This window comes from Mesorhizobium sp., from assembly GCF_965229135.1.
Lineage (GTDB): Bacteria > Pseudomonadota > Alphaproteobacteria > Rhizobiales > Rhizobiaceae > Mesorhizobium.
In genome coordinates this window covers 4,530,001-4,553,855 of sequence record NZ_OZ245860.1, presented here as the reverse complement: position 1 = coordinate 4,553,855, position 23,855 = coordinate 4,530,001, and the positions used below count along the sequence as shown (strand labels likewise).

Sequence of the window (23,855 nt, the reverse complement as noted above, 5' to 3'; positions counted from 1 at the left end):
GACTCGATCAGCGGCCGAGCAAAGCCTCGATTTCGGCCGCGATCCGCAGCAGTTGATGATCGCGGCCATTGCGCGCCACCAGCATAAGGCCGGCAGGCAACACCGTTCCCGGCATCGGCAGCGAAATCGCGCAAAGGTCGAACTGGTTGGCGACCTGCGTGTTGCGCAACAGCAGGCCCTCGATGCGGTCACGCAGCTCCGCATCCTCGGCCACCGAAACGATGGCCGGAGCCGTGACCGGCGTCGTCGGCAATGCCAGCACATCGACCGATGCCAGCCGCTCGTCCATCGCGGCGACGAGCCCGCCGCGACGGCGCAGCGCCCTGATGTAGACCGGGGTCGGTATCGCGGCCGCTCGCGACAAGGGCCCGCTGACATGTGGATCGACAGGCACGGATGCACCCGTCGCCAGCCAGTCGGCATGGACTTCGGCTCCCTCCATCGCCGCGATCGAACCGCGCTTGGTCGCCGCGCGCAGGTCCGCGATCAGATCGTCGATCGACAGGTCCGCGATGCCGGCGCCGGCTCGTGCGATCTTGCCGAGACAGTGCTCGAACGCCGCCGCGACCTCGCCTTCCGTGTCTTCGAAAAGAACGCCGCGCGGGATGCCGACGCGAAGTCCTGAAAGGGCGATCGGAGCCAGCGCGGCCGGCGTATCGCCGGCCATCACGGCGTCGGCGGCGGCGCATTGGGCGACGGTTCTGGCAAGAGGTCCGACGGAGTCCAGCGTGCCGGACAATGGGAAAGCGCCGGCGAGCGGCACACGGCGCGCCGTTGGCTTGAAGCCGACGACGCCATTCAGTGACGCCGGGATGCGGATCGAACCGCCAGTATCGGAACCGATCGATATCTCGCTCGTCCCCTCGCCAACGGCGACGCCTGCACCCGAGGAGGAGCCGCCGGGAATGCGGCTGGCATCGGCGGCGTTGCCCGGCGTGCCATAATGCTGGTTGTCGCCGATGGCGGTGAAGGCGAATTCGGTCATATTGGTCTTGCCGATGACGACCGCGCCGGCCTGCCGTAGCCGGCTTACGATGGCGGCGTCGCGCTGGGCGGGCGCGGCGGTGCTGAGCATCAGCGAGCCGGCCGTTGTCGCTTCGCCGGCGACATCGAACAGATCCTTGATCGAGACGATCGTACCGTCGAGTGGACCCAGCGTCACGCCGGCCTTGGTGCGCCCATCGCTGGCGTCGGCCGCTGCCCGCGCCGCGTCGGCATAGAGCTTCGTATAGACCCTCTCATCGGCCACGCGATTGGCAAGACGTGACAGGATGATTTCGAGACGGTCGCGAATTGATTGCATATCGATGTCGGACTCCGCCAGGATACAACGTCTTTAAAGCAGTTCCAGGAAAAGCGTTCAGCGGCTTTCCTTATGGAATTGCGAAGAAACAATGACTTACCGCAGCCCATGGGCCTGCGTATTGGATAACCCGGCCAGCGTGCGTTCGCACCGGCCAGCAATAGGAAGATTCTGGTGCTGTACAAAGGCGGTTGCCATTGCGGCAAGGTTGCATTCGAGGTGAAGGCCGAACTGACCGGCGCCGCGCGATGCAATTGCTCGATCTGTTCGCGCAAGGGCGCTCTATTGTCAGCCGTGCCTCACAAGGCGCTGCGCGTGCTGGCCTGGGGCGACGACCTCGGCAGCTACACGTTCGGCAACCACGTCATCGCGCATCGCTTCTGCCGCGGCTGCGGCATTCATCCCTTCGCCGAGGACGTTGGCGAAGGGAATGAAAGGAATGCCTACATCAATCTGCATTGCGTCGATGGGCTGGATCTTGCCTCAATGCCTGTTTTCGACTTCGACGGCCGCTCGGCCTGATACCCTCAAATGTCGGTCCGCTTCGGCCCGAGAGCGAACACAGTCAGGGCCGCCAGCAGCGTCGCTGCCCCGCAATAGGCGAAAGCGCTGGCAACGCCGGCATGATCGACAAGCAGGCCGCCAAACACTGCCCCAAGTGCGATCGCCACCTGGAACGTTGCGACCATCAGTCCGCCTGCGCTTTCGGCCTGGTCCGGCGCCTCGCGTATCAGCCAGGTTTGCAGCCCGACCGGCACCGCGCCGAAGGCAAAGCCCCACGCCGCGACCGCCATCGCGGCAATCGCGGGCGACGCGCCGAAGGTGAGCAGCAGCACGGCCGAGACGGCGATCAGCAGGGGGGCCAGCGCCACGGCGGCCTTGAGGTTGCGCTCGGCCATGAAGCCCCCGGCAAGATTGCCGAAGAAGCCACCGACGCCATAGGCAAGCAGCACGAGCGAGATCGTCTGGATACCGAGTACTGGCACCTTCTCCAGGAACGGGCGCACATAGGTGAAGCCGGCGAAATGTCCCGAGGCGATGAGCAGGACGACGACAAGCGCTACCTTGATCATCGGGCGCTTCAGCACGTCCAGCAAGGTCCGGAAACCCGCCACGCCGTCGGGCGGCAACTTTGGCAAGGTGGCGATCTGCACCAGCAGCGCCAGGGCGCCGACGACAGCGGCGATCATGAAAGCCGTGCGCCAGCCCCACATGTCGCCGACATAGGCGCCGATCGGCGCCGCGCAGACGGTCGCGACCGAAACGCCGGTCAGGATAATGGACATGGCGCGCGGCACCAGACGCATGGGAACGAGCCGCATGGCCATTGCAGCCGACATAGCCCAGAAGCCGCCCAGGCCGATCCCCAGCAGGACGCGGGCGACAAGCAGGACAGGAAGCGAAGTCGCGAAGGCTGCCAGTATGTTCGAGAGGATGAGCAGAACCGAGAAGCCCCACATAACCAGCCTGCGGTCGAGGCGCTTGGTGATGATGGCCATGGTCGGCGCGGCGATGGCGCCGACGATCGCGGTCGCCGTCACAGCCTGCCCGGCCGCGCCCTCCGTGATGCCCAGGTCGCGCGCGAGCGGGGTGAGCAGGCTCGCGGGAAGAAATTCCGCGGTCACCAGCCCGAAGACGCCGAAGGTAAGGGAAACGACCGCGCCCCAGGCAGGCTGGGCGCGTTCGTCGGCGTCGGACGGATTGAGCAAAGGCGCGTCTATGACGCCTGTCGCGGGTTCGATCATGGTCAGTCTCCGATCTGTTGGCAGCGCCAGATACTCAGTGGCCCGCCGGAGGCTCCACCCGTTACATGCTTGACTGTGTCGGGCATGGCTATTGGCCGGTCTCTGATTTGTGTCGCAGTGCAACATAGGGAGTGACCGGCTGGAGTTTCCATGCTAGAAACCCCATTATGTTTAACCATTCGTCCAAAATCCCAGTCACCGGCGATCCGCTGACGGATATCTTGCGCGGCTTGCGCCTTGATGGCGTCGAGTATGGCCGCTGCGAAATGAAGGAACCCTGGGGCATCCAGTTCCCCGCTCATCCCGGAGCACGCTTTCATTTCATCGGCCGCAAAGGTTGTTGGCTGAAGCAGCCGTCCGGCGAATGGGTGCAACTCAATGTCGGCGACGCTGTGCTGCTGCCGCGCGGTGCGGCCCATGTGCTGGCCAGCGAACCCGGCGCGCAGGCATGGCCGATCCACGGCTACGCGCTCGAGGAAGTTTGCAAGGACGTCTTCTGCACGTCCAACGCGGAGATGTGCGACAAGAATTGTCATCCGGGCACGCTGCTGTTCTGTGCCGCCATGTACTTCAACATCGACGGCCTGCATCCCCTGCTCGGCATGATGCCGGATGTGATGCGCAGCCACGAGTTGGAAGCATACGAACCGGGCATCCCGCACCTGCTGGAGGCGATGGCGCGCGAGGTGACCATGGAGCGCGTCGGCTCGGGCGGCATACTGGCGCGGCTGGCCGATGTGCTGGCCGCCACGGTCATCCGCTCATGGGTGGAACGCGGCTGCGGTGACTCGTCCGGCTGGATCGCGGCGGTCCGGGACCGTGACATCGGCCGCGTGCTGGCGGCCATCCATCTCGAGCCAGACCATGACTGGACGGTAGAGTCCCTGGCGAGGATGATGGGCGCCTCCCGCTCGGGGTTTGCCGAGCGCTTCGCCACCATTGTCGGCGAGACGCCGGCAAGGTATGTCACCCAGGTCAGGATGCATCAGGCGCGGCAATGGCTGGTGCGCGACCGGATGAAGATTTCCGTCGTTGCCGCGCGTCTCGGCTATGAATCGGACGCCGCCTTCAGCCGTGCCTTCAAGCGCGTCATCGGCTCGGCGCCCAGCCATTTCCGGGCCGACGAGCAGGCCGTCATCCGACAGGCCGGATGACCCAGCGGTATCAGCCTGCGTGTCGCAGGCTGATACCGCTGCCCTTGTCGAACAGCACCACCTTTTCAGCGTTCCAGGCAAAGCGCACCGGCTGCTCGATCGTGACATCGGTCCTCGCCGGCACGGTGGCGCGCAACGTCGTGTCGCCGACCCGCAGCGTCAGGATCTTCTCCACGCCATGGTTCTCGACATCGTGGACACGTGCCTCCACCGGGGCGCCGCTTTCGAGATAGACGTCTTCCGGCCGGATGCCAAAGACGAGTTGGCGACCATCGGTCGCCGCACTCGTCCTGGCTCCCCCTGTAAAAGGCAGTTCGAAATTCAGCGGCGCCATGACCGCGCGTCCGTTCACGAGCTTGCCGTCGATGAGGTTCATCGGCGGCGAGCCGACGAAACTCGCCACATAGGTGTCGCGCGGATTGTTGTAGATTTCGTGCGGCGTACCGGTCTGGACGATGCGACCATGGTTGAGCACGCCAACCTTGTCGCCCATCGACATCGCCTCGATCTGGTCGTGGGTGACGAACAGGAAAGTGGCGCCAAGCTGTATCTGCAGGTTCTTCAATTCGGTGCGCAGCGCCTCGCGCAGCTTGGCATCCAGCGCCGACAACGGCTCGTCCATCAGGAACACGCGCGGCTTGCGTACGATGGCGCGTCCGATAGAGACGCGCTGCATCTCGCCGCCTGACAGCCGGTCGGTCTTGCGGTCGAGCAGATGCTCGATCCTGAGCGTGCGAGCGGCACGGTCGACCCGATCCTTGATCTCGGCAGCGGGCAACCGGCGGATCTTCGGCTTGAGCGGGAATTCAAGGTTTTCGCGCACCGTATATCGCGGATAGAGCGAATATTGCTGCAGCACGAGCGCCACGTCGCGCTCGGCCGCTCCCCAGTCGGCGACATCGACGCCGTCGATGAACACCTGGCCTTCCGTGGGTTTCTCCAGGCCGGCGACAAGGCGCAGCGTCGTCGTCTTGCCGGCGCCGGTCTCGCCCAGCAGGACGAAGAATTCGCCATCGGCAATGTCGAGGTCGAGCGCGGTGAGCGCCGTGTGGTTGCCGAACTTCTTCGAGATGTTCTTGAGCTGGATATGGGCCATGGGTCAGTTGCCTCGATACTGTTTGGAGGCGGTCTGCACTCCGCTATGGCTCCGGGCGTTCGACTGTTCGAAAAGCCAGATCATTGGCTTTTCGCGGCCTTCGGCCATCACAATCTCACCCCCAGCGACTTGCCGCTTGCCGTGTCGAAGAAATGCGCCTGCGTCGGATCGATCCTGGCAAAGACCTTTTCGCCGGGGCCGGAGATGAAACCGCTCCTGGTGCGCGCGCGCAGCGTCTTGGAACCGACCTTGAGGTCGACGATGTCGTAGGACCCGAGCGGCTCGACGATCTGTGTCTCGACCGCCACGAAGCCTTCGCTGGCATCACGCCGAAGGAAGACGCCCTCGGGCCGGATGCCGAGTGCGAGCTTGCCGCCGGCATGGCCGTTGAGCCTCGACAGCAGCGCATGCGGGAATTCGAAACCGCTGGCGGAGCCGCCCACCGTCACCGATGCGGAGGAGGCCTTCTCCGCCACCGCCGCGTCGGCGACGTTCATCACCGGGCTGCCGACGAACTGCGCGACGAAGAGGTTCGCCGGGCGCGAATAGACTTCGTCTGGAGTGCCGACCTGCTGGAGCACGCCTTCATGCATGATGACGATGCGGTCGGCGAGGCTCATCGCCTCGATCTGGTCGTGGGTGACATAGATGGTGGTCGAGCCCTGCTTGATGTGCAGCCGCTTGATCTCGGCGCGCATCTCCTCGCGGAGCTTGGCGTCGAGCGCGCCGATCGGCTCGTCCATCAGCATGGCCTTGGGCCGCCGCACCAGCGCCCGGCCGATGGCCACGCGCTGCATGTCGCCGCCCGAGAGCGCCGACGGCTTCCTGCCGAGCAGGTCGGTGATCTGCAGCGTCTTGGCGACCGAGCGCACTTCCTGGTCGATCTCGGCCCGGCTCTTGCGCGTCGCCTTCAGCGGAAAGGCGATGTTCTCGTAGACGCTCATATGCGGGTAGAGGGAGAACGACTGGAAGACCATGGCGATGTCGCGGGCGGCGGCCTTGAGATGCTGCACCGGCTTACCGTCGATGAGAATGTCGCCCTCGTCGATCGTCTCCAGCCCGGCAATGGCCCTCAGCGTGGTCGTCTTGCCGCAGCCGGACTGGCCGAGCAGCACGATGAACTCGTTGTCTGATATCTTCAGGTTGAGGTCCTTGATGACCTGGACGGCGCCAAAGAATTTTTGGACGCCCCGGAGCTCGATCTGCGTCAATGCTGTGCTCCCGGATAGCCCTGTGCATTTCCAGCCTGGCCGGTGGCTGCGTCTTCCTCCGGCGCGATCTTCGAGGTGACGTTGAAGCCGATCAGGCCGACGAGGATGATGGTGAGGCCATAGCTGTGGAGCAGCATGTTCCACGGCTGGCAGAGCGCGATGATGCCTAGCACCATGAGCACCTGCGAACCCGGTTCCAGATATTTCTGGTTGATGGCGCGGAAGCTCATTTGCGGATCGCTCCGAAGGACATGCCACGCAACAGGTGATTACGCAGCAGGAAGGTGAAGATCGCGACTGGCAACAGGAACAGGAAGGTTCCGGCAGCTATCACTGTCCAGTCGGTTAGGCCCGAGCCGACCTGGCTGGGAATGAAGGGTGGCGCGGTCTGGGCGCGGCGGTTGGTCATGATCAGGGCGAAGGCATATTCGTTCCACGCCGTGATGAAGCAGAAGACAGCAGTGGCGGCGATGCCGGTGGCCGCCTCGGGCAGCACGATTTTGAAGAAAGCCTGCATGCGCGTGTAGCCATCGACGAGCGCCGCCTCCTCGTACTCCTTGGGGATCTCGTCGATGAACCCCTTCATAAGCCAGACGGAGAAGGAAAGGTTGAAGGCCGTGTAGAGAATGATCAGGCCGATATGCGTGTCGTTCAGCCCGACCGCGCGATACATCAAGTACATCGGGATCGCGACCACAACGGGCGGCAACATGCGCGTCGACAGGATGAAGAAGAGCAGATCCGCTTCACCCTTCACCTTGAACCGGGAGAAGCCGTAGGCCGTGAGCGTGCCCATTCCGACAGCGATCACCGTGCTGCTGATGGCAATGATGAGGCTGTTCGCGAAACGATCCGGGTATGGCGACAATTGCGGGCTGTCCCCGACCTTCAGGATGCGCTCGCCGCCGTCATAAACCGCCTTCTCCCACCACGGCGCCGCGGCGTAGGTTTCGGGGTCGACCGGCTTGGTCTGCTGCACGCGCTTGGTGAACAGCTTGACGAACGGTGTCAGCTCCGGCTGGAACAGCACGGTCGGCGGCACTGTGGTGGCGAGCGCGCGCGGTTTGAAAGCTGTCGAGGCTATCCAGTAGATCGGCGCGAGAAAGATAACCATCACGACCAGGACCGCGACAATGGCGATGCGATTGAATGCTATCTCGCCGCTGGTGCGAACTGCGGCCATCTCAGCGCTCCTTCACCTTGTTGAGATATTTTACGTAAATGTTGGTGATGGCCAGCACCATGATCAGGACGATATAGGCAAGCGCCGACGACCTGCCGGTATCCCATTGCTGGAAGGCGAGACGGTAAAGCTTGATCGCAATGAGTTCGGTCGTAGGCTGAACGCTCAGGACGTAGGCAAGATCAAACGTCTTGAAGGCTTCCATGGTTCGGAAGATGAGCGCGATCATCAGGATTGGCGCGACCAGCGGCAGCGTGATGCGCGTGAAAGTGTACCAACTGCTGGCACGGTCGATTGCCGCGGCCTCGTAAAGATGTTTCGGCACCGCCGAGAGACCGGCGAGCGAAAGCAGCATGACAAAGGGGGACCACATCCAGATATCGGTGATCGCCACCGCGTAGAGGGCGGTGTCGGCATCCGACAGCAGGCCGAAACTGCGCAGACCGAGGATGTAGTTTATCGGCCCCCATGACGGGCTGTAGAGGAGCTGCCAAAACAACCCAACGACAGCCGCCGAGAGCATCATTGGCAACAGCAGCAGGGTCGTGACCACCCCCTTGAAGGGGAAATCGCGATTGAGCAGGAGCGCGATCCCAAAGCCGATGATCATCTGTCCGCCAACCGAGACAATCACATATTTGGCGGTGATGACGAAGTTGGTCCAAATGCGCTGGTCGGCAAGCAGTTCGCGATAGTTTTGCAGACCCACGAAACTCCACGCCGCGTTGCGGTTCGCCGCGAAGTCGGTGAACGAATAACCGAGTGAATAAATCAACGGGAAAATGTTGAAGACGATCAGAAACAGGACCGTTGGAATGATGAAAAGATTGCGGATGGTGAGATCGCTCCACCCGCGTGCGGCGGCGCGCGACCGCGCGTCCAGCGTATTCAGAACCGAAACTGCCAAAACTTCCTCCGGAAATCCCCTGAGAACAGGTTTCGAGAGAAGGCTGTTGCCTTCCCTCGAAACGAGCACATGGGCCTAGTGGACTGGGCGATTGTACTTCTTGAAGGTCGCGGTCCAATCCTTGATGACGCCGTTCATGGCTTCCTCCGCCGTTCCCTTGTTGTTGACGACGAAGGGATAGACGTTGTCGTTGAACTGGGTCAGCAACTCGGCATATTCAGGCGGCGTCCAGAAGTCCCTGACGATCTTCATCGAGTCATAGAAGGCCTTGTTGTAAGGCGTGGCGTTCTGGAACTCCGCGGATTCGAGCACCGCCTTTGAGCAGGTATAGCCGCCGAGTTTCGCCCACTTCAGCTGGGTCTCATCCTTGACGAACCATTCAAGGAACTTCATCGCCTCTTCCTGCTTCTTCGAATAAGAGACCACCGAAATGCCCTGCCCGCCCAGCGCGGCGACATGGACGCCTGTCGGCCCCGGGGGATTGGCAAAGAATCCCGTGTCCGCGGCATGCGGATTGGTGGCCGGATTGGCGAGGGCAGGGAAGAAGGCGAAGAAGTTCATGCTCATCGCCGCCAGGCCAGAGGTTATGGCCTGATTGTTCTCGAGAAAGAACGACTTGTTCCATCCGGGCGGAGTGAACTTGAAGAGGTCGTGATAGGCCTGCAGGCCTGCAATCGACTCCTTCGAGTTCACGACGCCGTTGATCTTGTAGGTATCGTACTCGCCGAGACTGCCGCCGTAGGAGAAGATCGTCTGCTCGGTTCCCATGGCGACCGCGTCGTAGGAATTGTCGGTGTAGAGCGCGATGCCGTAGCGGTTCTTGTCGGGTCGCGTGAAGAACTCGGCGATATCATGCAGCGCCTTCTGGTCCTTCGGCACACCAAGCTCATAGCCGTACTTGGCCTTGAAGTTCGCTTTCTCGGTAGGATCCTCGAACCAATCCTTGCGGTAGGACCAGCCGTTGACGTCGCCTTCGAGGGGAATCGCCCAGAACTTGTTGCTCTTCAGCGGATACTCGCCATAGGCAAGGGTTGCGGGCAGGAAAACGTCCTTGAGCTTATGTTTGTTGAAGAAGTCCGTGAGATCGACCCAGTGCCCCTGCTCCGAGCCGACCCCCAGCCACTGGGAGTCGCCGACGATCAGATCGTACGCATCGCCGTGAGCGTTCAGCTCGGCGAATGTCTTGGTCTGGAAATCGGGCCAAGGCGTTGTCTCGATCGTAACCTTGACGCCGGTCTCGGCCGTGTAATCGTTGACAAGTTCCTGAAGATAATTGGCAGGATCCCATTCCGCCCAGAAGATGGTGAGCTCCTTGTCCTGCGCGTAGACGGACGTTCCGCAGGCAAGCGTTAAGCCAATACCAGCAAGCAAGCTGGTCACAAACTTGCGCATATTCATTTCCTCCCTTGTGCGCATTCTACCGTGTCGAGCGAACCGGCAACGGAGCCGGCCCAGGTAGTTCCTCCCATGATCGCGCCTTCCGGTTTGGGCCTCCTCGCCCGGCCGGAAATGGATCGCAGCTTTTCACTTTCGATCCGCTTTTTCTTATCTGATCTGGTATTACCAATTTGATGCTGACGTCAAGCTGTTTCTTGACCGGCGCACCAACGCCGAACGGCACGAAAACAGCGATATCTCGCTGTTTTACCTTCATTTTCCTACTGATTGATACATGAATGCCTTGCCCTGACCGCCGCATCGCAGCTAAAGTCAGTGGACAGAAGAGAAATCTGGTCGAACCAGATAGATGCTATTTCTAATCTTTCGACGGTTCGGCGTCCTCGCCTTAGGTCTCTGAGTCCGCGATGGCCGCGCGCACCAGCGCCCCGGCCGCCCATTGAGCGACTGACATCGTCTCGCGACTGTCCAACCCCCAGATATCCTTCAGCACGACAAGCACTTCCACGCCGAAGATCAGCGAAAGCGCCTGCGCCAGGCGACTGAATTCGTCCGGTGGCAAGCTGTTCTCGAGCGGCGCGAGCGCATCCTTCAGCAACGCGATACGGTGACCGCGCGTGAAGGCGGGCTCGCCTCCCAGCGTGCCTGCCTGGCGCCGGGCCCATTGGTCGAGGGACAATTTCAGGGCCGCCTTGAACGTCGCCTCGAAGGCTTCGATGCGCGGCATGGCGGCGTCGAACAGGTCCGCCACCCGGCGCCCGGGGTCTGCCGAACTGGATTGCCAGGTGAGGATCGGACCAAGCCCTTCGTCGACCACGGCCTGCACAAGCGCCGCCTGACTGGGGAAATAGCGATAGGCCGTGGCGCGAGAAACCTCCGCCGCCTCGGCAACCTCGCTGACCGAGGGCGTGACACCAGCCTGCATCAGCCTCGTTGCTGTCTCCAGCATCAACCGTTTTGTCCGCGCGCGGGGTCCGCGCTCTGAATCATCTGTTACGGCTTGTTGACGTGAGATGCCCATATCAATATGATACGCATGTCTCAAAAATTTGCAATGGCAGCCCTTTTGTAGGAGTGGCTACGTTGACCCTCCAAGGGGTACTCGGTTCTCAAGCTCCCGACAGTGCCACGGCCGAGCCTGCCAGCAGGGTAGCGCTCGCATGAAACGCGTCTATGCGGTAGGTACCGCCGATACCAAGGGCGAGGAACTCGCCTTCCTGGCCGATGCGATCACCGCCGCCGGCGCTGCCGTTTGCCGGATCAACGTCGGAACACGTGGCGCGACAGTCCCCGTCGATGTGACGGCAGGTGAAGTTGCGGCGCATCATCCCGAGGGCGCCGATGCGGTTCTCGGCAGCAATGACCGGGGCACCTCTGTGGCCGCAATGGGCATCGCCTTTGCCCACTTCGTCCAATCGCGAAACGACATAGCGGGCATCATAGGCATTGGCGGTGGCGGCGGCACCTCGATCATCACGTCGGGCATGCGCGCCATGCCTCTCGGCCTGCCCAAGATCATGGTATCGACGCTCGCGTCGGGCGATACGGCGCCTTATGTCGACGTCTCCGACATCATCATGATGCCCTCGGTCACCGACATGGCCGGGCTCAACCAGTTGTCCCGGGTCGTGCTGCACAATGCCGCCCAAGCCATATCCGGCATGGCGGCGAGGCCGGCGCCACCGCCGGACGGCAAACCGTCGATCGGCCTCACCATGTTCGGCGTCACCACGCCTTGCGTGACCGCCATCGCCGATCAGCTTCGTTCGACCTATGACTGCATGGTCTTCCACGCCACCGGCACCGGCGGCCGAAGCATGGAAAAGCTGGCAGACAGCGGCCTCTTGTCCGGCATCATCGACATCACCACCACCGAGGTCTGCGACCTGCTGTTCGGCGGCGTGCTGCCCGCTACGGAAGATCGTTTCGGCGCCATTGCCCGCACCGGCCTGCCCTATGTCGGCTCCGTCGGCGCACTCGACATGGTCAATTTCTGGGCGCCTTCGACCATTCCGGAGCACTACCGCGGACGCCTGTTCTACGAGCACAATCCCAACGTCACGCTGATGCGCACCACGGCCGACGAATGCCGGCGGATCGGTGAGTGGATCGGCGCAAGGCTCAGCCTTTGCGAGGGCCCGATACATTTCCTGATCCCTGAGAAAGGCGTCTCGGCGCTCGACATCGAAGGTGGCGCGTTCTTCGATCCTGAGGCCGACACGGTTCTCTTCGAAGCCATCGAGCGGACGATCCGGCCAAACGCAACCCGCCGGGTGACCCGCCTGCCCCTTCACATCAACGACCCCGAATTCGCCAAGGCCGCGACATCAGCCTTCCTCGACATCGCCAGACAGTGAGATCCCAGACATGCCAGCCATACCGCGCAAGGACATACTGAAGAAATTCAGGGGAATGATCGACAAGGGCCTGCCGATAGTCGGCGGCGGCGCCGGCACCGGCCTGTCGGCAAAGGCCGAGGAAGCCGGCGGCATCGACCTCATCATCATCTACAATTCCGGCCGCTACCGCATGGCCGGGCGCGGCTCGGCCGCCGGTCTGCTCGCCTATGGCAATGCCAACGAGATCGTCAAGGAGATGGCCTACGAGGTGTTGCCGGTGGTCAAGAAGACGCCGGTCCTGGCCGGCGTCAACGGCACCGATCCCTTCATCATCATGCCGCTGCTTCTGGCCGAACTGAAGACGATGGGCTTTTCGGGCGTGCAGAACTTCCCCACCATCGGCCTGTTCGACGGCAACATGCGGCGCAGTTTCGAGGAGACAGGCATGGGCTTCGGGCTCGAGGTCGACATGATCGCCGAGGCGCACAAGCTCGACCTGTTGACCACTCCCTATGTGTTCAATCCCGACGAGGCACGCGCCATGACAAAAGCCGGCGCCGACATCGTCGTCGCCCATATGGGCGTGACGACAGGCGGCTCGATCGGCGCGACGTCAGCCAAGTCGCTTGACGACTGCGTTGTCGAGATCGACGCCATCGCCAATGCCGCGCGCTCGGTGCGCAAGGATGTCATCCTGCTTTGCCACGGCGGTCCGATTTCGATGCCGGACGACGCCCGCTACATCCTCGACCGCTGCAAGGGCCTGCACGGCTTCTATGGCGCGAGCTCGATGGAACGGTTGCCGGCGGAGGCCGCGATCGCAAGGCAGACTGCGGATTTCAAGGCCGTGACACTTAGTGCCCAGAAGACCACGCCCAAGAAAAAGAAGGGATGAGACGATGGCCGACACAAGCAGGGTGTTTGTCTATCCGAAGGACGTCAGCGCCTTCGGTTTCGACTGGGGGAAACTCTCGCTGACGGTGGCTCCGGAAGTGAACGGCGCCAGCCGCTTTTCCGGTGGCGTCGTCGACCTCCCCTCCGGCAAGGGCCACACCCGCCACAACCATCCAGGCGCCGAGGAAATCATCTTCGTCATCTCCGGCCATGGCGAACAGATGGTCGAGGACGAACAAGGCAACCCGGTGGTCGAGAAGGTCGGCCCCGGCTGCACCATCTATGTGCCGGAAAGCCGTTTTCACTCGACGTTGAATACGGGCGACGGGCCAATGCAGCTGTTCGTCGTGTATTCGCCGGCGGGGCCCGAGCTGGGCTTGCGGGAACTGCCGGATTTCAGGTTGATCCCTGCTGGGCTGTTGTAAACTCATTCCAGGGTAGCGCCGCCCCTCATTGTCCTGCCGGACATTTCTCCCCGTATAGTGACGGGGAGAAAGACGCTGTCATCTGCGATTTCGCCAGTTGGCAGCGCTGCAGCTGCTTCCTTCTCCCCGTTCTACGGGGAGAAGGTGCCGGCAGGCGGATGAGGGGCAGCGCCGACCTTCATCCAGATCAGGCCACCCCACCCCTGTTCCAGCCTCGACCCCGATCGCCAAACATCACATAGCCGCCCTCGGTGACCGCCAGCGTGTCCTCGAGCTTGATGAAGCCGCGCGTCGGGTGAAGCATGGTCGTCTCTACCGACAGCACCATGTTCTTTTCCAGCGGTTTGGCCGCATAGGTGCCTTCATAGGTCACCGGATGGTTGGTCATCAGGAACGGCGCCTCATGCGTGATCAGCCCCATGCCATGGGCGAAGAAATCCGTGTAGGCAGCAATCTTGGATTTCTTCAGCACGCCCTCCGCATGAGAGATCATGTCGCCGCCCAGCGTACCCGCGCTGACCTTGGAGAACGCCGCCTGCTGCACGGTCTCGACCTCGGCCAGCAGATCTTCCAGTTCGGCGTCCGGCTCGCCCAGGATGCCCATCCGGCAGAGGTCGCCGATATAGCCGTGATAATTGCCACCTGAATCGATCGACAGCACCTCGCCCCTTTGCCACGCCTGAGGCGAGGTGGCGCGGTTGTGGCTGGCGCCCAGCGTCAGCAGGCAATATTCGAAGTGCACGCCGCGATTGGTTTCCTCGCGCCGCAGGTGCTCGATGATCTCGCTCTTGGTCGTGCCTTCGCGCGCCCAGGCAATGGTCGCCAGCATGGAATCGGTTATCAGCTCGGAAGCGATGCGTAGCTTCTCCAGTTCCGCGTCGGTCTTGATCGCACGCATGCGTTCCAGCATGTCGGTGGCATCGATCAGCTTGGCGTCGGGCAATGCCTTGCGGATCAGCGTATAGGCATCCGAGGGCAGAAAGCCCGGCTCGATGCCGATGCGGGCAGCGCCCTTGCCGATCTTTTCCAGATGCTCGACAGCCAGATTGGCGGCGTCGAGCGTGCCCCAGCAGGCGGCATGCAGGGTCGGCGTCCAGAACGGATTGTTCTGATGCTCGCCGCCCTCCATGCGATTGCCGATATAGGCGGCATGGTCCGGACCGCCCTTTTCGTAGACGACGATCGGCAGGTAGCGGCTGTGGCCGATCGCATCCATGGCGGCGAAGAAGATGAACTTGTAGCCGCCCAGCAGATATTGCGTGTTGTGCTTGGAAGTGGCGAGCAGCACATCGATACCGGCCTCCTCCATCAAAGCATCGACCCTTGCCTGATCGAACGGGATCGTGCTGACGGCATTCTTGCCCGGAGCAATGTTCATCTCTCTCTCCCTAAATTGGCTGGGATCGCGGGCTGTTCTACTCCTGATCCCTTGGCTGTGGTCAAATCTGCATCATTTTGCCTATACTGGTCCAGCCAGAAATGGACGAGTGGCGCCACCAGCTTAGTCACAAAGCCGCCATTGGGCATATATTCTGGAAATCTGGTCCTACCAGATTACCCGGATTGGCCCGCTGCCTCTGAACTGGTCCACCGAACGAAAATTTCAAAGCCAAGTCAGGATGCGCCAATTCCGTCTCTGGCGAAAGCTTCGGCAAAGTTCATAATCAGCTCCGCATGGATGCGCCCAGGAGTCATCCGTGGATGATACGTCGCCTGTTGCGGCCGATAGAGGGGGAGTTGGGTTGATGTCGGAGTTCCGGATTTCGCGCCGTAAGGTGCTTGTGGGTTCGGCCATGCTGCTGGCCTCAACCGCCATGCCGACCCTCGGCTGGGCGCAGACGCCGAAGAAGGGTGGCCGTCTTGTGCTCGCCGCCGATTCAGAGCCGCGCAACCTTAACCCCGCGATCGTCGCCTCCAACGGCGTGTTCTTCATCTCCAGCAAGATCGTCGAGACGCTGGCCGAAGCATCGTTCACCGGGAAGGACGGGCTCGACCCACGCCTCGCCGTCAGTTGGGAGGGCGCCGCCGATGGCCTGTCGGCGACCTTCAAGCTGCGCGAAGGTGTCAAATGGCATGACGGCAAGCCGTTCACCTCCGCCGATGTCGCCTTCTCGGCGCTGCGGATCTGGAAGCCGTTGCAAAATCTCGGCCGCACCGTGTTCAAGGATCTCACCGCCGTTGACACGCCGGACGACCTCACAGCCATCTTCAAATTCGCCAAGCCGACGCCGTTCCAGCTCATCCGCAACGCCTTGCCGGCACTGAGCAGCGTGGTGCCAAAGCACATTTACGAAGTGGGCAAGATCGAGGACAACCCCGCCAACAACGCCCCGATCGGCACCGGCCCCTTCAAATTCGGCGAGTACAAGGCCGGCCAGTACTACCGGCTGACGAAAAACACCGACTATTGGGGCAAGGACGAGCCCTATCTCGACGAGATCATCTACCAGGTGCTGCCGGACCGCACCTCGGCGGCAAGCGCGCTCGAGGCTGAAGAGATTCAGCTCGCGGCCTTCTCCGCCGTGCCGCTGGCCGACCTCGACCGCATCTCCAAGGTGCCGGGCCTGAAGGTGATCAGCAAAGGTTATGAGGGCCTGACCTATCAGCTGGTCGTCGAAATCAACCACCGGCGCAAGGAACTGGCCGATCTGAAAGTTCGCCAGGCGATCGCCCATGCCATCGACAAGGATTTCGTCGTTAAGACGGTGTTCCTCGGTTACGCCGCGACCGCCACCGGCCCGGTGCCGAAGAACGATCCGCAATTCTACACCGCTGATGTCCCGACCTATGCCTTCGACGTCGCCAAGGCCAACGCCTTGCTCGACGAGGCCGGCTACAAGAAAGGCCCGGACGGCAACCGCTTTACCCTGAAACTTTTGCCGGCTCCCTATTTCAACGAAACCAAGCAGTTCGGCGACTATCTGCGCCAGGCGCTCGCCGCCATCGGCATCGACGCGCAGCTCGTCAACAATGACTCGGCCGCCCACATCAAGGCCGTCTACACCGACCACGCCTTCGACCTCGCGGTCGGGCCACCGGTGTTCCGCGGCGACCCTGCGATCTCGACCACCATCCTCGTGCAGAGCGGCATTCCCGATGGCGTGCCTTTCTCCAACCAGGGCGGCTACAAGAACGACGCGCTCGACGCTCTGATCGCCAAGGCCTCCGAGACGCTCGACACATCAGCTCGCACGGAGCTCTACAAGGAATTCCAGAAAGAGGTTGCCGCCGACCTGCCGCTGATCAACGTCGCCGAATGGAGCTTTATCAGCGTCGCCCGCGACACGGTGGGCAACATCGCCAACAATCCGCGCTGGGCGGTGTCGAACTGGGCGGACACGTATCTGGCGGGCTGACAAGATCCTCACGGGATGCTTGCGCATCGTTTGGGCGAGTGCTCATCATCAGCGATGAGAGTTCCTTCGCGCCCCCCTCTGTCATGCCGGACCCAGCCCTTCGCTGTCGCTTCGGGCGTTCGTCATTCGGAAAGCCAAGCAGTTGGCTTTCCGTCCGCTTCGCGGACTACTCCTTACCCCCCACGAGAGGGGAGATTTGCCGTCACGATCGCCGTCGCTAATCTCCAGCGCTGCAGAACCGCAGCCAGTGCCGAAGCTGCCGCCCCCCCGTGTGGGGGAGATGTCCGGCAGGACAGAGGGGGGCGCTGTAAAGCGCGACCTCAGATGCTTGAGAGCGGCGTCCCTCTCCCATGACCCGCGCCCTCACTCTGCTCCGCCGTCGTCTCGTCGGCAGTATCTTCGTGCTGCTGATCGTCATCATAGGCACCTTCCTGTTGCTAGAAGCCGCACCCGGTGACGCAGTCGACGCCTACATGGTCTCGACCGGCGGCGACGCCGGCATGATCGAACTGCTGCGCCATCGATGGGGCCTGGACCAGTCTGAGCTGACGCGGCTGGCGAACTATCTCTGGGCGCTCTTGCATCTCGATCTCGGCCAGTCCGTCACTTTCAACCGACCGATCCGCGACGTCATACTCGAACGCCTGCCCAACACGCTGCTGCTCATGGCCAGTTCCACCGCGCTTTCTTTTGGCCTCGGTTCGGCGCTCGGCATCTACGCCGGCGCAAAACCCGGCAGCGCCCGCGACCGTCTCCTGTCGATCGGTTCGCTGGCACTCTATGCGGTGCCTGGTTTCTGGCTCGGCCTGGTGCTGATCGTCGTCTTTGCCGTGGACCTGCGCTGGTTGCCGATCGGCGGTATCGAGAGCCTGGCATCGTCCAAGACCGGTCTAGAACGCGCCGCCGACATCGCCGTTCACCTTGTCCTACCTGTGTCAGCACTCGGCTTCATTTATCTGGCGCTTTACCTACGCATGATGCGCGCCGGCATGGCCGAGGTCTGGCGGCTGGATTTTGTCCTCGCGGCCCGTGCCAGGGGCCTTTCGCGCCGCCGCATCGTGCTCGCCCATGTCGCGCGCAATGCTCTGTTGCCGCTGGTCACCATGCTCGGGCTGCAATCGGCGCAGATGCTGGGCGGCAGCGTCGTCATCGAGAGCGTCTTTTCCGTACCCGGCCTTGGCCGGCTGGCGCAGGAAGCGGTGGCCTCTCGCGATACCCCGTTACTGCTCGGCATTATCCTCGTCAGCGCCGTCCTCGTCGTCATCATCAACCTTGTCGTCGACATCGCCTACGCCTTCCTCGACCCGCGCGTCGGCGCCAGCGAGGCCAGCGGATGAGCCCCATCCGACGCTTCCTGCGCACGCCCGAGGCAATCGCCGGGGCGATCATCCTGGCAGCGCTCTTCGCCATGGCGCTGTCTGCATCGCTGGTCTTTCCCGGCGACCCCCAGGCCCTTGCCGGCCCGGCGCTGCTGCCGCCATTTCAGGACTGGTCCCTGCCACTCGGCACTGACCGGCTCGGCCGCAATGTGCTGGCAGAACTGTTCCACGGCGCCCGAACCTCGCTGGCGGTAGGACTGGCGGCGGCGGCCGCTTCCCTGTTCATCGGCACGGTGATCGGCACGCTGGCGGGCTTTGCCGGCGGCCTTGTCGACGAGGTGCTGATGCGCATCACCGATGCTTTCCAGACCGTGCCGAGCTTCCTTCTTGCCTTGGCATTCGTCAGCGTCGTCGGGCCGTCGCTCGCCGTCGTCGTCACCGCGATCGCATTGGGGGCCTGGACTGGCCCTGCGCGCGTGGCGCGTGCCGAAGTGCTCTCCATTCGCGAACGCGATTTCGTCGCCGGCGCCCGCGTCATCGGCATGCATCCGCTGGAGATCGCCTTTCGCGAGGTGCTGCCCAATGCCTTGCCGCCGGTGCTGGCGCTGTCGTCGGTGATCGTCGCCGCCGCGATCCTCACCGAAGCGGCGTTGTCGTTTCTCGGCCTGGGCGATCCCAACCTCGTGACCTGGGGCGGCATGATCGCCGAGGGCCGCGCCGTGCTGCGCACCGCACCCTTCCTGTCGATCATTCCAGGCGTGGCGCTGGTCTTGACGGTGCTCGGTGTCTACCTCGCCGGTGAAGGCATCGTCGAGACGACGGCAGTGCGACGGGGGCTGTCGTGACAACGCTGCTCTCCATCCGCGACCTGACGGTGAATTACCGCCGCGATGGCAGCGAGGTGGCAGCGCTGAGGAGCATCAATCTTGATATTGCTGCGAGCGAGCGTCTGGCAATCATCGGCGAAAGCGGTTCGGGCAAGAGCACGCTGGCGCTGGCCATTGCCGGGCTGCTGCCGGCGTCGTCGATCAGCGGACGGATCGACCGGCCGGGCCTTGATCACGCTCCCATTCCCGGCCGCGACATCGGCTTCGTCTTCCAGGACCCGTCTGGCAGCCTCGATCCGGTGATGCCGGTCGGCAAACAGATCGCCGAAGTCGTGCGCACGCATCTCGGCCTCACATGGCGGCAGGCCTACGCGAAAGCCAGAACCCTGCTCGAACGCGTCCGCCTGCCGGACCCGGACTCGGCCTTGGACGCCTTCCCGCATCAGCTGTCCGGCGGCCAGAAACAGCGCGTGGCAATTGCCGCCGCTATCGCCGCCGGGCCGAAATTGCTGATCGCCGACGAGGCGACCAGCGCGCTCGACACGATCGTCCAGGCGGAGATCGTAGCGCTGATCCGGCAGCTCGTTGCAGAGGACGGCATGACGCTGGTGTTCATCAGCCACGACATCGCGCTGGCGGCGGAGCTTGCCGAGCGGATCGCCGTCTTCCGTCATGGCGAGCTCGTCGAATGCGGCGCGACGGCACAGATCGTCGAAACCCCAAGGCAAGCCTATACGCGCGCGCTACTCGACGCTCATATCGGCCTCGATGCCGAGCCGCTGCTTGGCCGACATTCTCTTGGGCACACCAGATGAGCCCGCTTACGGTTTCCAACCTCGCCAAGCGATACCGCCGGGGCGGCAAGACGCTCGCAGCCGTGGACGATGTGACGTTCCACATCGAGCCCGGCGAGACGCTGGCATTGGCCGGTCCTTCCGGCAGTGGCAAGTCGACGATCGCACGGCTGGTGCTGCGGCTGATCGAGCCCGATGCCGGCCGCATCGAATTCGAGGGAGACGATCTGTTGGCCCTGAATGGCGCAGCGCTGCGCGTCCGGCGCGCACGCCTGCAGATGGTGTTCCAGGATCCGCTCGCGGCCTTGAACCCTCGCGCCACCGTCGCCCGAGTGCTGGACGATCCATTGCGCATCCACGGCATCGCATCACGCAGCGATCGTCCGCACCGCATCGCCGCCCTGCTGGAGCGTGTCGGATTGAGCAGCGCCCTTGCCGGGCGCGCCATCCATGAAATCTCGGGCGGCCAGCGGCAACGCGTCGCCATCGCCCGCGCCATCGCGACAAAGCCATCGCTGATCGTGCTCGATGAGGCGGTTTCCGCGCTGGACGTCTCGGTTCGCGGACAGATCCTGCAACTGCTCCTCGATCTGCAGCGCGAGGAAAGCCTCGCCTATCTGTTCATCTCGCATGATCTTGGCGTCATCCGCGCCGTCTCCCATCGCGTCGTCATCCTCGACGCCGGCAAGATAGTCGAAAGCGGCGATGCGCGTGCCGTCATCGACGCCCCGCAATCGGCGGTTGGCAAGGCGCTGGTGGCGGCGGCACCAAGACTGAACAGGCAGACCGAATAGTAAGTCCCGTCACCAATCTGGTGACATGCCAATAGCGGCCTGTTTTGATAGACCGGCCGCGAATCGTGATCCAATATGAGCGCCTCGTTGAAGGAAATGTCCCAATGCATGTGATGACGTTGCTGAAAGCAGACATGTTCGACGTCACGATTGATGGAAAGCCCGCGTCGATCGCGCAGGCGCTGCCAGGCTGGAACGCGCATGACAGGTTCGGGCTTGTCATCGACGACGCCCTTGGCGGCATCGGCGCGACGCATCTGCTGCAGATCGCCATGACCGCCTTCTATGACGTCAAGCCGAGCCGCCGCACCGCGCTCACCGTCTATCCGGAAATCTACGCCTTCCATATCGGCAAGGGCTATGGCGCGCATGCGCCCTATGATTTCTGGCCGGCGCGCCGCGAGGTCATCACCTCGATCGATCACCGTGAAGTGCTGGACGCCATCAACGATCGCGGCATCACCCGGCTGGCTGTTCCCGACCGGCCGCAGCGGGATGTCGTGCATCGCCCGAAGGAAGTGGATGCAGCGCTCGACCGCATCGCCTCGGCATTCGTCTATAGCCCCTCGGGCCGGGTCGCCAATCCCGACCTGGTCATCGCCGGCAAGGACCGTCGGACCGAATACAATCCCAACAGCGCGTTGAGACCACGCTACACCGACAGCAGGCCGGCTTCGGTTTCGACCGCGGCAAAGCCGGTCAAGGAACTCGACACCTCCTACCAGGAGTGGCTGCGCAAGCGGGAGCATGACATCACGCTGGAACAGCGGGCCTTCGTCGAGGCGCGCCGCGAGGCACTCAGGCAAGACGGGCTGGCGACGGAGTCCTACAGGCGCGTCAGTGTGCTGGAAGCCCTGGCGCGGCTGGCTTCAGCCGGCGTGTCGGAGGAAAAGGCGGCCTGATTTTCGAACCTTCGCCGCGCCGCGCAATGGCCGATAGCGTAAGAAAGAACTTACATTGTCAATGTGACTCTGCCTGGTCACCATGCACAAAAACCCCGGCGCAGTGATGCGGCCGGGGTTTCGTCTATGGCTACAGGAATTCGAAGCTTTTCGCGCCGACGGCAACGCAAATCCGCGTCGCGCCAAGCCAACGACTGTTCCGTTGTCGATAGTGGGTTAGATCGAGAAGCTGGGAAATGGAAGAGGTTGGTTGCGGGGACAGGATTTGAACCTGTGACCTTCAGGTTATGAGCCTGACGAGCTACCGGGCTGCTCCACCCCGCGCCACCTCCGCCAATCGCGGTAGCGATTTGGCGACCTGCCGATCGCGTTTTGCGATTTGGCATATTTTTTTTGCCAATGGAAAGGGCCGCTTATGGCGGCCCGAGGTTTCCCGTTGGCGGGCCTTGTATTGAGAAGATTTAATCATCGCTTATGCGATGTTTGATTGAACGTGCGTTTAGCAGACCTGGCAGCGACCTACTCTCCCGCGTCTTGAGACGAAGTACCATCAGCGCTGGAGCGTTTCACGGCCGAGTTCGGAATGGGATCGGGTGCAGCCGCTCCGCCATAACCACCAGGTCGGCAAAACGCACGTTATTCGAGAAGCTTTGAGCGAAGGCAGCGAGGCAGAGGACAGGCGATGCCTATCTTGTGCTTTCTCGGAGCGTTTCGCTGGTCTTTGTTGTGCTTTTTTCACGCTCCCTGACGGGAGTTGGTGAGCATAAGGAATGAGAACGATCAAGCCGATCGAACTATTAGTACCGGTAAGCTTCAAGCGTTGCCGCTCTTCCACACCCGGCCTATCAACGTGGTCGTCTTCCACGGTTCTCAGGGAATACTCGTTTTAAGGTGGGTTTCCCGCTTAGATGCCTTCAGCGGTTATCCCGTCCGGATATAGCTACCCTGCTATGCGGCTGGCGCCACAACAGGTCCACCAGAGATCCGTCCATCCCGGTCCTCTCGTACTAGGGACAGATCCTTTCAATATTCCTACACCCACGGCAGATAGGGACCGAACTGTCTCACGACGTTCTGAACCCAACTCACGTACCGCTTTAAATGGCGAACAGCCATACCCTTGGGACCTGCTCCAGCCCCAGGATGCGATGAGTCGACATCGAGGTGCCAAACAACCCCGTCGATATGGACTCTTGGGGGTCATCAGCCTGTTATCCCCGGCGTACCTTTTATCCGTTGAGCGATGGCCCTTCCACGCGGGACCACCGGATCACTATGACCGACTTTCGTCTCTGCTCGACTTGTCAGTCTCGCAGTCAGGCAGGCTTATGCCATTGCACTCAGCGAACGATTTCCGACCGTTCTGAGCCCACCATCGCGCGCCTCCGTTACTCTTTAGGAGGCGACCGCCCCAGTCAAACTACCCACCATACATTGTCCCGGACCCGGATAACGGGCCGCGGTTAGACATCCATAGTAATAAGGGTGGTATTTCAAGGGTGGCTCCACCTGAGCTGGCGCCCAGGTTTCAAAGCCTACCACCTATCCTACACATGCCACTACGAATGCCAATGTAAAGCTATAGTAAAGGTGCACGGGGTCTTTCCGTCTAACCGCAGGAACCCCGCATCTTCACGGGGAATTCAATTTCACTGAGTCTATGCTGGAGACAGCGGGGAAGTCGTTACGCCATTCGTGCAGGTCGGAACTTACCCGACAAGGAATTTCGCTACCTTAGGACCGTTATAGTTACGGCCGCCGTTTACTGGGGCTTCGATTCAGAGCTTGCACCCCTCCTCTTAACCTTCCAGCACCGGGCAGGCGTCAGACCCTATACGTCGTCTTGCGACTTCGCAGAGCCCTGTGTTTTTGATAAACAGTCGCTACCCCCTGGTCTGTGCCACCCTCCTCCACTTGCGTGGAAAAGGGTCACGCTTCTTCCGAAGTTACGCGTGCAATTTGCCGAGTTCCTTCAGCATAGTTCTCTCAAGCGCCTTGGTATACTCTACCAGACCACCAGTGTCGGTTTCGGGTACGGTTTATAAGGAGGAGCTATTTCCTGGAACCACGCAGCAGCCCGTTCAATCCGATAAGATTGGACTACCTCAATGATCCGTCACTACCTCCAAGCCCACGAATATTAACGTGGTTCCCATCGACTACGCGTTTCCGCCTCGTCTTAGGGGCCGGCTAACCCTGCTCAGATTA

At 62.2% G+C, this 23,855-nt stretch carries 21 protein-coding genes, 1 tRNA gene and 2 rRNA genes (1 of these 24 running past the window's edge); 11 read left to right on the top strand and 13 right to left on the bottom strand.

Translation table 11 applies throughout. From position 1 onward, the window contains the following. Positions 1-7: 7 nt before the first annotated feature. Complete coding sequence (locus ACO07C_RS21750; protein WP_421916208.1) at positions 8-1,303, bottom strand: amidase; 1,296 nt, start codon at positions 1,301-1,303, stop codon at positions 8-10. A gap of 174 nt (positions 1,304-1,477) precedes the next feature. Between ACO07C_RS21750 and ACO07C_RS21745 the strand changes: the two genes are divergently transcribed. Next, positions 1,478-1,825, top strand: a complete 348-nt coding sequence (locus ACO07C_RS21745) for a GFA family protein (protein ID WP_421916207.1) — start codon at positions 1,478-1,480, stop codon at positions 1,823-1,825. Positions 1,826-1,830: 5 nt separating this feature from the next. Here the strand turns inward: ACO07C_RS21745 and ACO07C_RS21740 are convergent, their stop codons facing one another. Beyond that, positions 1,831-3,048, bottom strand: a complete 1,218-nt coding sequence (locus tag ACO07C_RS21740; protein WP_421916206.1) for an MFS transporter — start codon at positions 3,046-3,048, stop codon at positions 1,831-1,833. Positions 3,049-3,215: 167 nt separating this feature from the next. Between ACO07C_RS21740 and ACO07C_RS21735 the strand changes: the two genes are divergently transcribed. Further along, positions 3,216-4,202: an AraC family transcriptional regulator gene (locus ACO07C_RS21735; RefSeq protein WP_421916205.1), complete on the top strand. Its 987-nt coding sequence runs from the start codon at positions 3,216-3,218 to the stop codon at positions 4,200-4,202. A 10-nt stretch (positions 4,203-4,212) separates the two neighbouring features. Here the strand turns inward: ACO07C_RS21735 and ACO07C_RS21730 are convergent, their stop codons facing one another. The 7 genes from ACO07C_RS21730 to ACO07C_RS21700 all read right to left on the bottom strand — a co-directional run bounded on the left by ACO07C_RS21730 (position 4,213) and on the right by ACO07C_RS21700 (position 11,018). Beyond that, positions 4,213-5,298: an ABC transporter ATP-binding protein gene (locus tag ACO07C_RS21730; protein ID WP_421916204.1), complete on the bottom strand. Its 1,086-nt coding sequence runs from the start codon at positions 5,296-5,298 to the stop codon at positions 4,213-4,215. A 107-nt stretch (positions 5,299-5,405) separates the two neighbouring features. Further along, complete coding sequence (locus ACO07C_RS21725; RefSeq protein WP_421916203.1) at positions 5,406-6,509, bottom strand: ABC transporter ATP-binding protein; 1,104 nt, start codon at positions 6,507-6,509, stop codon at positions 5,406-5,408. Next, on the bottom strand, positions 6,506-6,739 hold the full coding sequence (locus ACO07C_RS21720; protein ID WP_421916202.1) for a hypothetical protein: 234 nt from the start codon (positions 6,737-6,739) through the stop codon (positions 6,506-6,508). Before ACO07C_RS21720 ends, ACO07C_RS21725 begins: the two co-directional genes overlap by 4 nt. Next, entirely contained in the window at positions 6,736-7,692 is a 957-nt protein-coding gene (locus ACO07C_RS21715) for a carbohydrate ABC transporter permease (protein WP_421916201.1), read from the bottom strand. The genes ACO07C_RS21720 and ACO07C_RS21715 overlap by 4 nt, the downstream gene beginning before the upstream one ends. A 1-nt stretch (position 7,693) precedes the next feature. Beyond that, entirely contained in the window at positions 7,694-8,599 is a 906-nt protein-coding gene (locus tag ACO07C_RS21710; protein WP_421916200.1) for a carbohydrate ABC transporter permease, read from the bottom strand. A gap of 75 nt (positions 8,600-8,674) precedes the next feature. Then, positions 8,675-9,991 carry an ABC transporter substrate-binding protein gene (locus ACO07C_RS21705; RefSeq protein ID WP_421916199.1) on the bottom strand — a complete coding sequence of 439 codons (1,317 nt, stop codon included), beginning with the start codon at positions 9,989-9,991 and terminating at the stop codon, positions 8,675-8,677. Between the two features lie 394 nt (positions 9,992-10,385). Beyond that, positions 10,386-11,018 (bottom strand): TetR/AcrR family transcriptional regulator, encoded by a 633-nt coding sequence (locus ACO07C_RS21700; RefSeq protein ID WP_421916198.1) that lies wholly within the window; start codon positions 11,016-11,018, stop codon positions 10,386-10,388. A 139-nt stretch (positions 11,019-11,157) separates the two neighbouring features. On the opposite strand from ACO07C_RS21700, the gene ACO07C_RS21695 reads away from it, so the two are divergent. The 3 genes from ACO07C_RS21695 to ACO07C_RS21685 are packed head-to-tail and all read left to right on the top strand — an operon-like array spanning position 11,158 to position 13,655. After that, entirely contained in the window at positions 11,158-12,354 is a 1,197-nt protein-coding gene (locus ACO07C_RS21695) for a Tm-1-like ATP-binding domain-containing protein (RefSeq protein ID WP_421916197.1), read from the top strand. A gap of 10 nt (positions 12,355-12,364) precedes the next feature. Then, positions 12,365-13,231 (top strand): phosphoenolpyruvate hydrolase family protein, encoded by an 867-nt coding sequence (locus ACO07C_RS21690; protein WP_421916196.1) that lies wholly within the window; start codon positions 12,365-12,367, stop codon positions 13,229-13,231. Positions 13,232-13,235: 4 nt separating this feature from the next. Next, on the top strand, positions 13,236-13,655 hold the full coding sequence (locus tag ACO07C_RS21685) for a cupin domain-containing protein (protein WP_421916195.1): 420 nt from the start codon (positions 13,236-13,238) through the stop codon (positions 13,653-13,655). A 187-nt stretch (positions 13,656-13,842) separates the two neighbouring features. Here the strand turns inward: ACO07C_RS21685 and ACO07C_RS21680 are convergent, their stop codons facing one another. Next, positions 13,843-15,033, bottom strand: a complete 1,191-nt coding sequence (locus ACO07C_RS21680; RefSeq protein ID WP_421916194.1) for a M24 family metallopeptidase — start codon at positions 15,031-15,033, stop codon at positions 13,843-13,845. 367 nt (positions 15,034-15,400) lie between these two features. Between ACO07C_RS21680 and ACO07C_RS21675 the strand changes: the two genes are divergently transcribed. From ACO07C_RS21675 to ACO07C_RS21650, 6 genes are all read left to right on the top strand, one after another. Then, positions 15,401-17,011: an ABC transporter substrate-binding protein gene (locus ACO07C_RS21675; protein ID WP_421916193.1), complete on the top strand. Its 1,611-nt coding sequence runs from the start codon at positions 15,401-15,403 to the stop codon at positions 17,009-17,011. Between the two features lie 350 nt (positions 17,012-17,361). Next, positions 17,362-18,348 (top strand): ABC transporter permease, encoded by a 987-nt coding sequence (locus ACO07C_RS21670; protein WP_421916192.1) that lies wholly within the window; start codon positions 17,362-17,364, stop codon positions 18,346-18,348. Further along, on the top strand, positions 18,345-19,175 hold the full coding sequence (locus ACO07C_RS21665; protein ID WP_421916191.1) for an ABC transporter permease: 831 nt from the start codon (positions 18,345-18,347) through the stop codon (positions 19,173-19,175). The genes ACO07C_RS21670 and ACO07C_RS21665 overlap by 4 nt, the downstream gene beginning before the upstream one ends. Then, a complete protein-coding gene (locus ACO07C_RS21660; RefSeq protein WP_421916190.1) occupies positions 19,172-19,972 on the top strand; it encodes an ABC transporter ATP-binding protein in 801 nt (266 codons plus the stop codon). The genes ACO07C_RS21665 and ACO07C_RS21660 overlap by 4 nt, the downstream gene beginning before the upstream one ends. Continuing rightward, positions 19,969-20,745, top strand: coding sequence for an ATP-binding cassette domain-containing protein (locus tag ACO07C_RS21655; RefSeq protein WP_421916189.1), 777 nt, complete (start codon positions 19,969-19,971; stop codon positions 20,743-20,745). The genes ACO07C_RS21660 and ACO07C_RS21655 overlap by 4 nt, the downstream gene beginning before the upstream one ends. Positions 20,746-20,849: 104 nt before the next feature. Further along, positions 20,850-21,647 carry a hypothetical protein gene (locus ACO07C_RS21650; RefSeq protein ID WP_421916188.1) on the top strand — a complete coding sequence of 266 codons (798 nt, stop codon included), beginning with the start codon at positions 20,850-20,852 and terminating at the stop codon, positions 21,645-21,647. Positions 21,648-21,894: 247 nt separating this feature from the next. Here ACO07C_RS21650 and ACO07C_RS21645 read toward each other — a convergent pair. The 3 genes from ACO07C_RS21645 to ACO07C_RS21635 all read right to left on the bottom strand — a co-directional run. Continuing rightward, positions 21,895-21,971: transfer RNA gene (locus ACO07C_RS21645), tRNA-Met, on the bottom strand. A 182-nt stretch (positions 21,972-22,153) separates the two neighbouring features. Then, positions 22,154-22,268: ribosomal RNA gene (gene rrf / locus ACO07C_RS21640) — 5S ribosomal RNA — on the bottom strand. Positions 22,269-22,423: 155 nt separating this feature from the next. Further along, positions 22,424-23,855 (bottom strand): 23S ribosomal RNA (locus ACO07C_RS21635); it runs 1,379 nt beyond the window's last position.

Excerpts from the sequence above, each read along its gene's own strand:
- ACO07C_RS21680 (WP_421916194.1), bottom strand. The coding sequence starts at position 15,033 with ATGAACATTGCTCCGGGCAAGAATGCCGTCAGCACGATCCCGTTCGAT.
- ACO07C_RS21655 (WP_421916189.1), top strand. The coding sequence starts at position 19,969 with ATGAGCCCGCTTACGGTTTCCAACCTCGCCAAGCGATACCGCCGGGGC.
- ACO07C_RS21715 (WP_421916201.1), bottom strand. The coding sequence starts at position 7,692 with ATGGCCGCAGTTCGCACCAGCGGCGAGATAGCATTCAATCGCATCGCC.
- ACO07C_RS21695 (WP_421916197.1), top strand. The coding sequence starts at position 11,158 with ATGAAACGCGTCTATGCGGTAGGTACCGCCGATACCAAGGGCGAGGAA.
- ACO07C_RS21750 (WP_421916208.1), bottom strand. The coding sequence starts at position 1,303 with ATGCAATCAATTCGCGACCGTCTCGAAATCATCCTGTCACGTCTTGCC.
- ACO07C_RS21690 (WP_421916196.1), top strand. The coding sequence starts at position 12,365 with ATGCCAGCCATACCGCGCAAGGACATACTGAAGAAATTCAGGGGAATG.
- ACO07C_RS21700 (WP_421916198.1), bottom strand. The coding sequence starts at position 11,018 with ATGGGCATCTCACGTCAACAAGCCGTAACAGATGATTCAGAGCGCGGA.
- ACO07C_RS21705 (WP_421916199.1), bottom strand. The coding sequence starts at position 9,991 with ATGCGCAAGTTTGTGACCAGCTTGCTTGCTGGTATTGGCTTAACGCTT.
- ACO07C_RS21650 (WP_421916188.1), top strand. The coding sequence starts at position 20,850 with ATGCATGTGATGACGTTGCTGAAAGCAGACATGTTCGACGTCACGATT.
- ACO07C_RS21740 (WP_421916206.1), bottom strand. The coding sequence starts at position 3,048 with ATGATCGAACCCGCGACAGGCGTCATAGACGCGCCTTTGCTCAATCCG.
- ACO07C_RS21720 (WP_421916202.1), bottom strand. The coding sequence starts at position 6,739 with ATGAGCTTCCGCGCCATCAACCAGAAATATCTGGAACCGGGTTCGCAG.
- ACO07C_RS21730 (WP_421916204.1), bottom strand. The coding sequence starts at position 5,298 with ATGGCCCATATCCAGCTCAAGAACATCTCGAAGAAGTTCGGCAACCAC.
- ACO07C_RS21685 (WP_421916195.1), top strand. The coding sequence starts at position 13,236 with ATGGCCGACACAAGCAGGGTGTTTGTCTATCCGAAGGACGTCAGCGCC.
- ACO07C_RS21670 (WP_421916192.1), top strand. The coding sequence starts at position 17,362 with ATGACCCGCGCCCTCACTCTGCTCCGCCGTCGTCTCGTCGGCAGTATC.
- ACO07C_RS21735 (WP_421916205.1), top strand. The coding sequence starts at position 3,216 with ATGTTTAACCATTCGTCCAAAATCCCAGTCACCGGCGATCCGCTGACG.
- ACO07C_RS21675 (WP_421916193.1), top strand. The coding sequence starts at position 15,401 with ATGTCGGAGTTCCGGATTTCGCGCCGTAAGGTGCTTGTGGGTTCGGCC.
- ACO07C_RS21665 (WP_421916191.1), top strand. The coding sequence starts at position 18,345 with ATGAGCCCCATCCGACGCTTCCTGCGCACGCCCGAGGCAATCGCCGGG.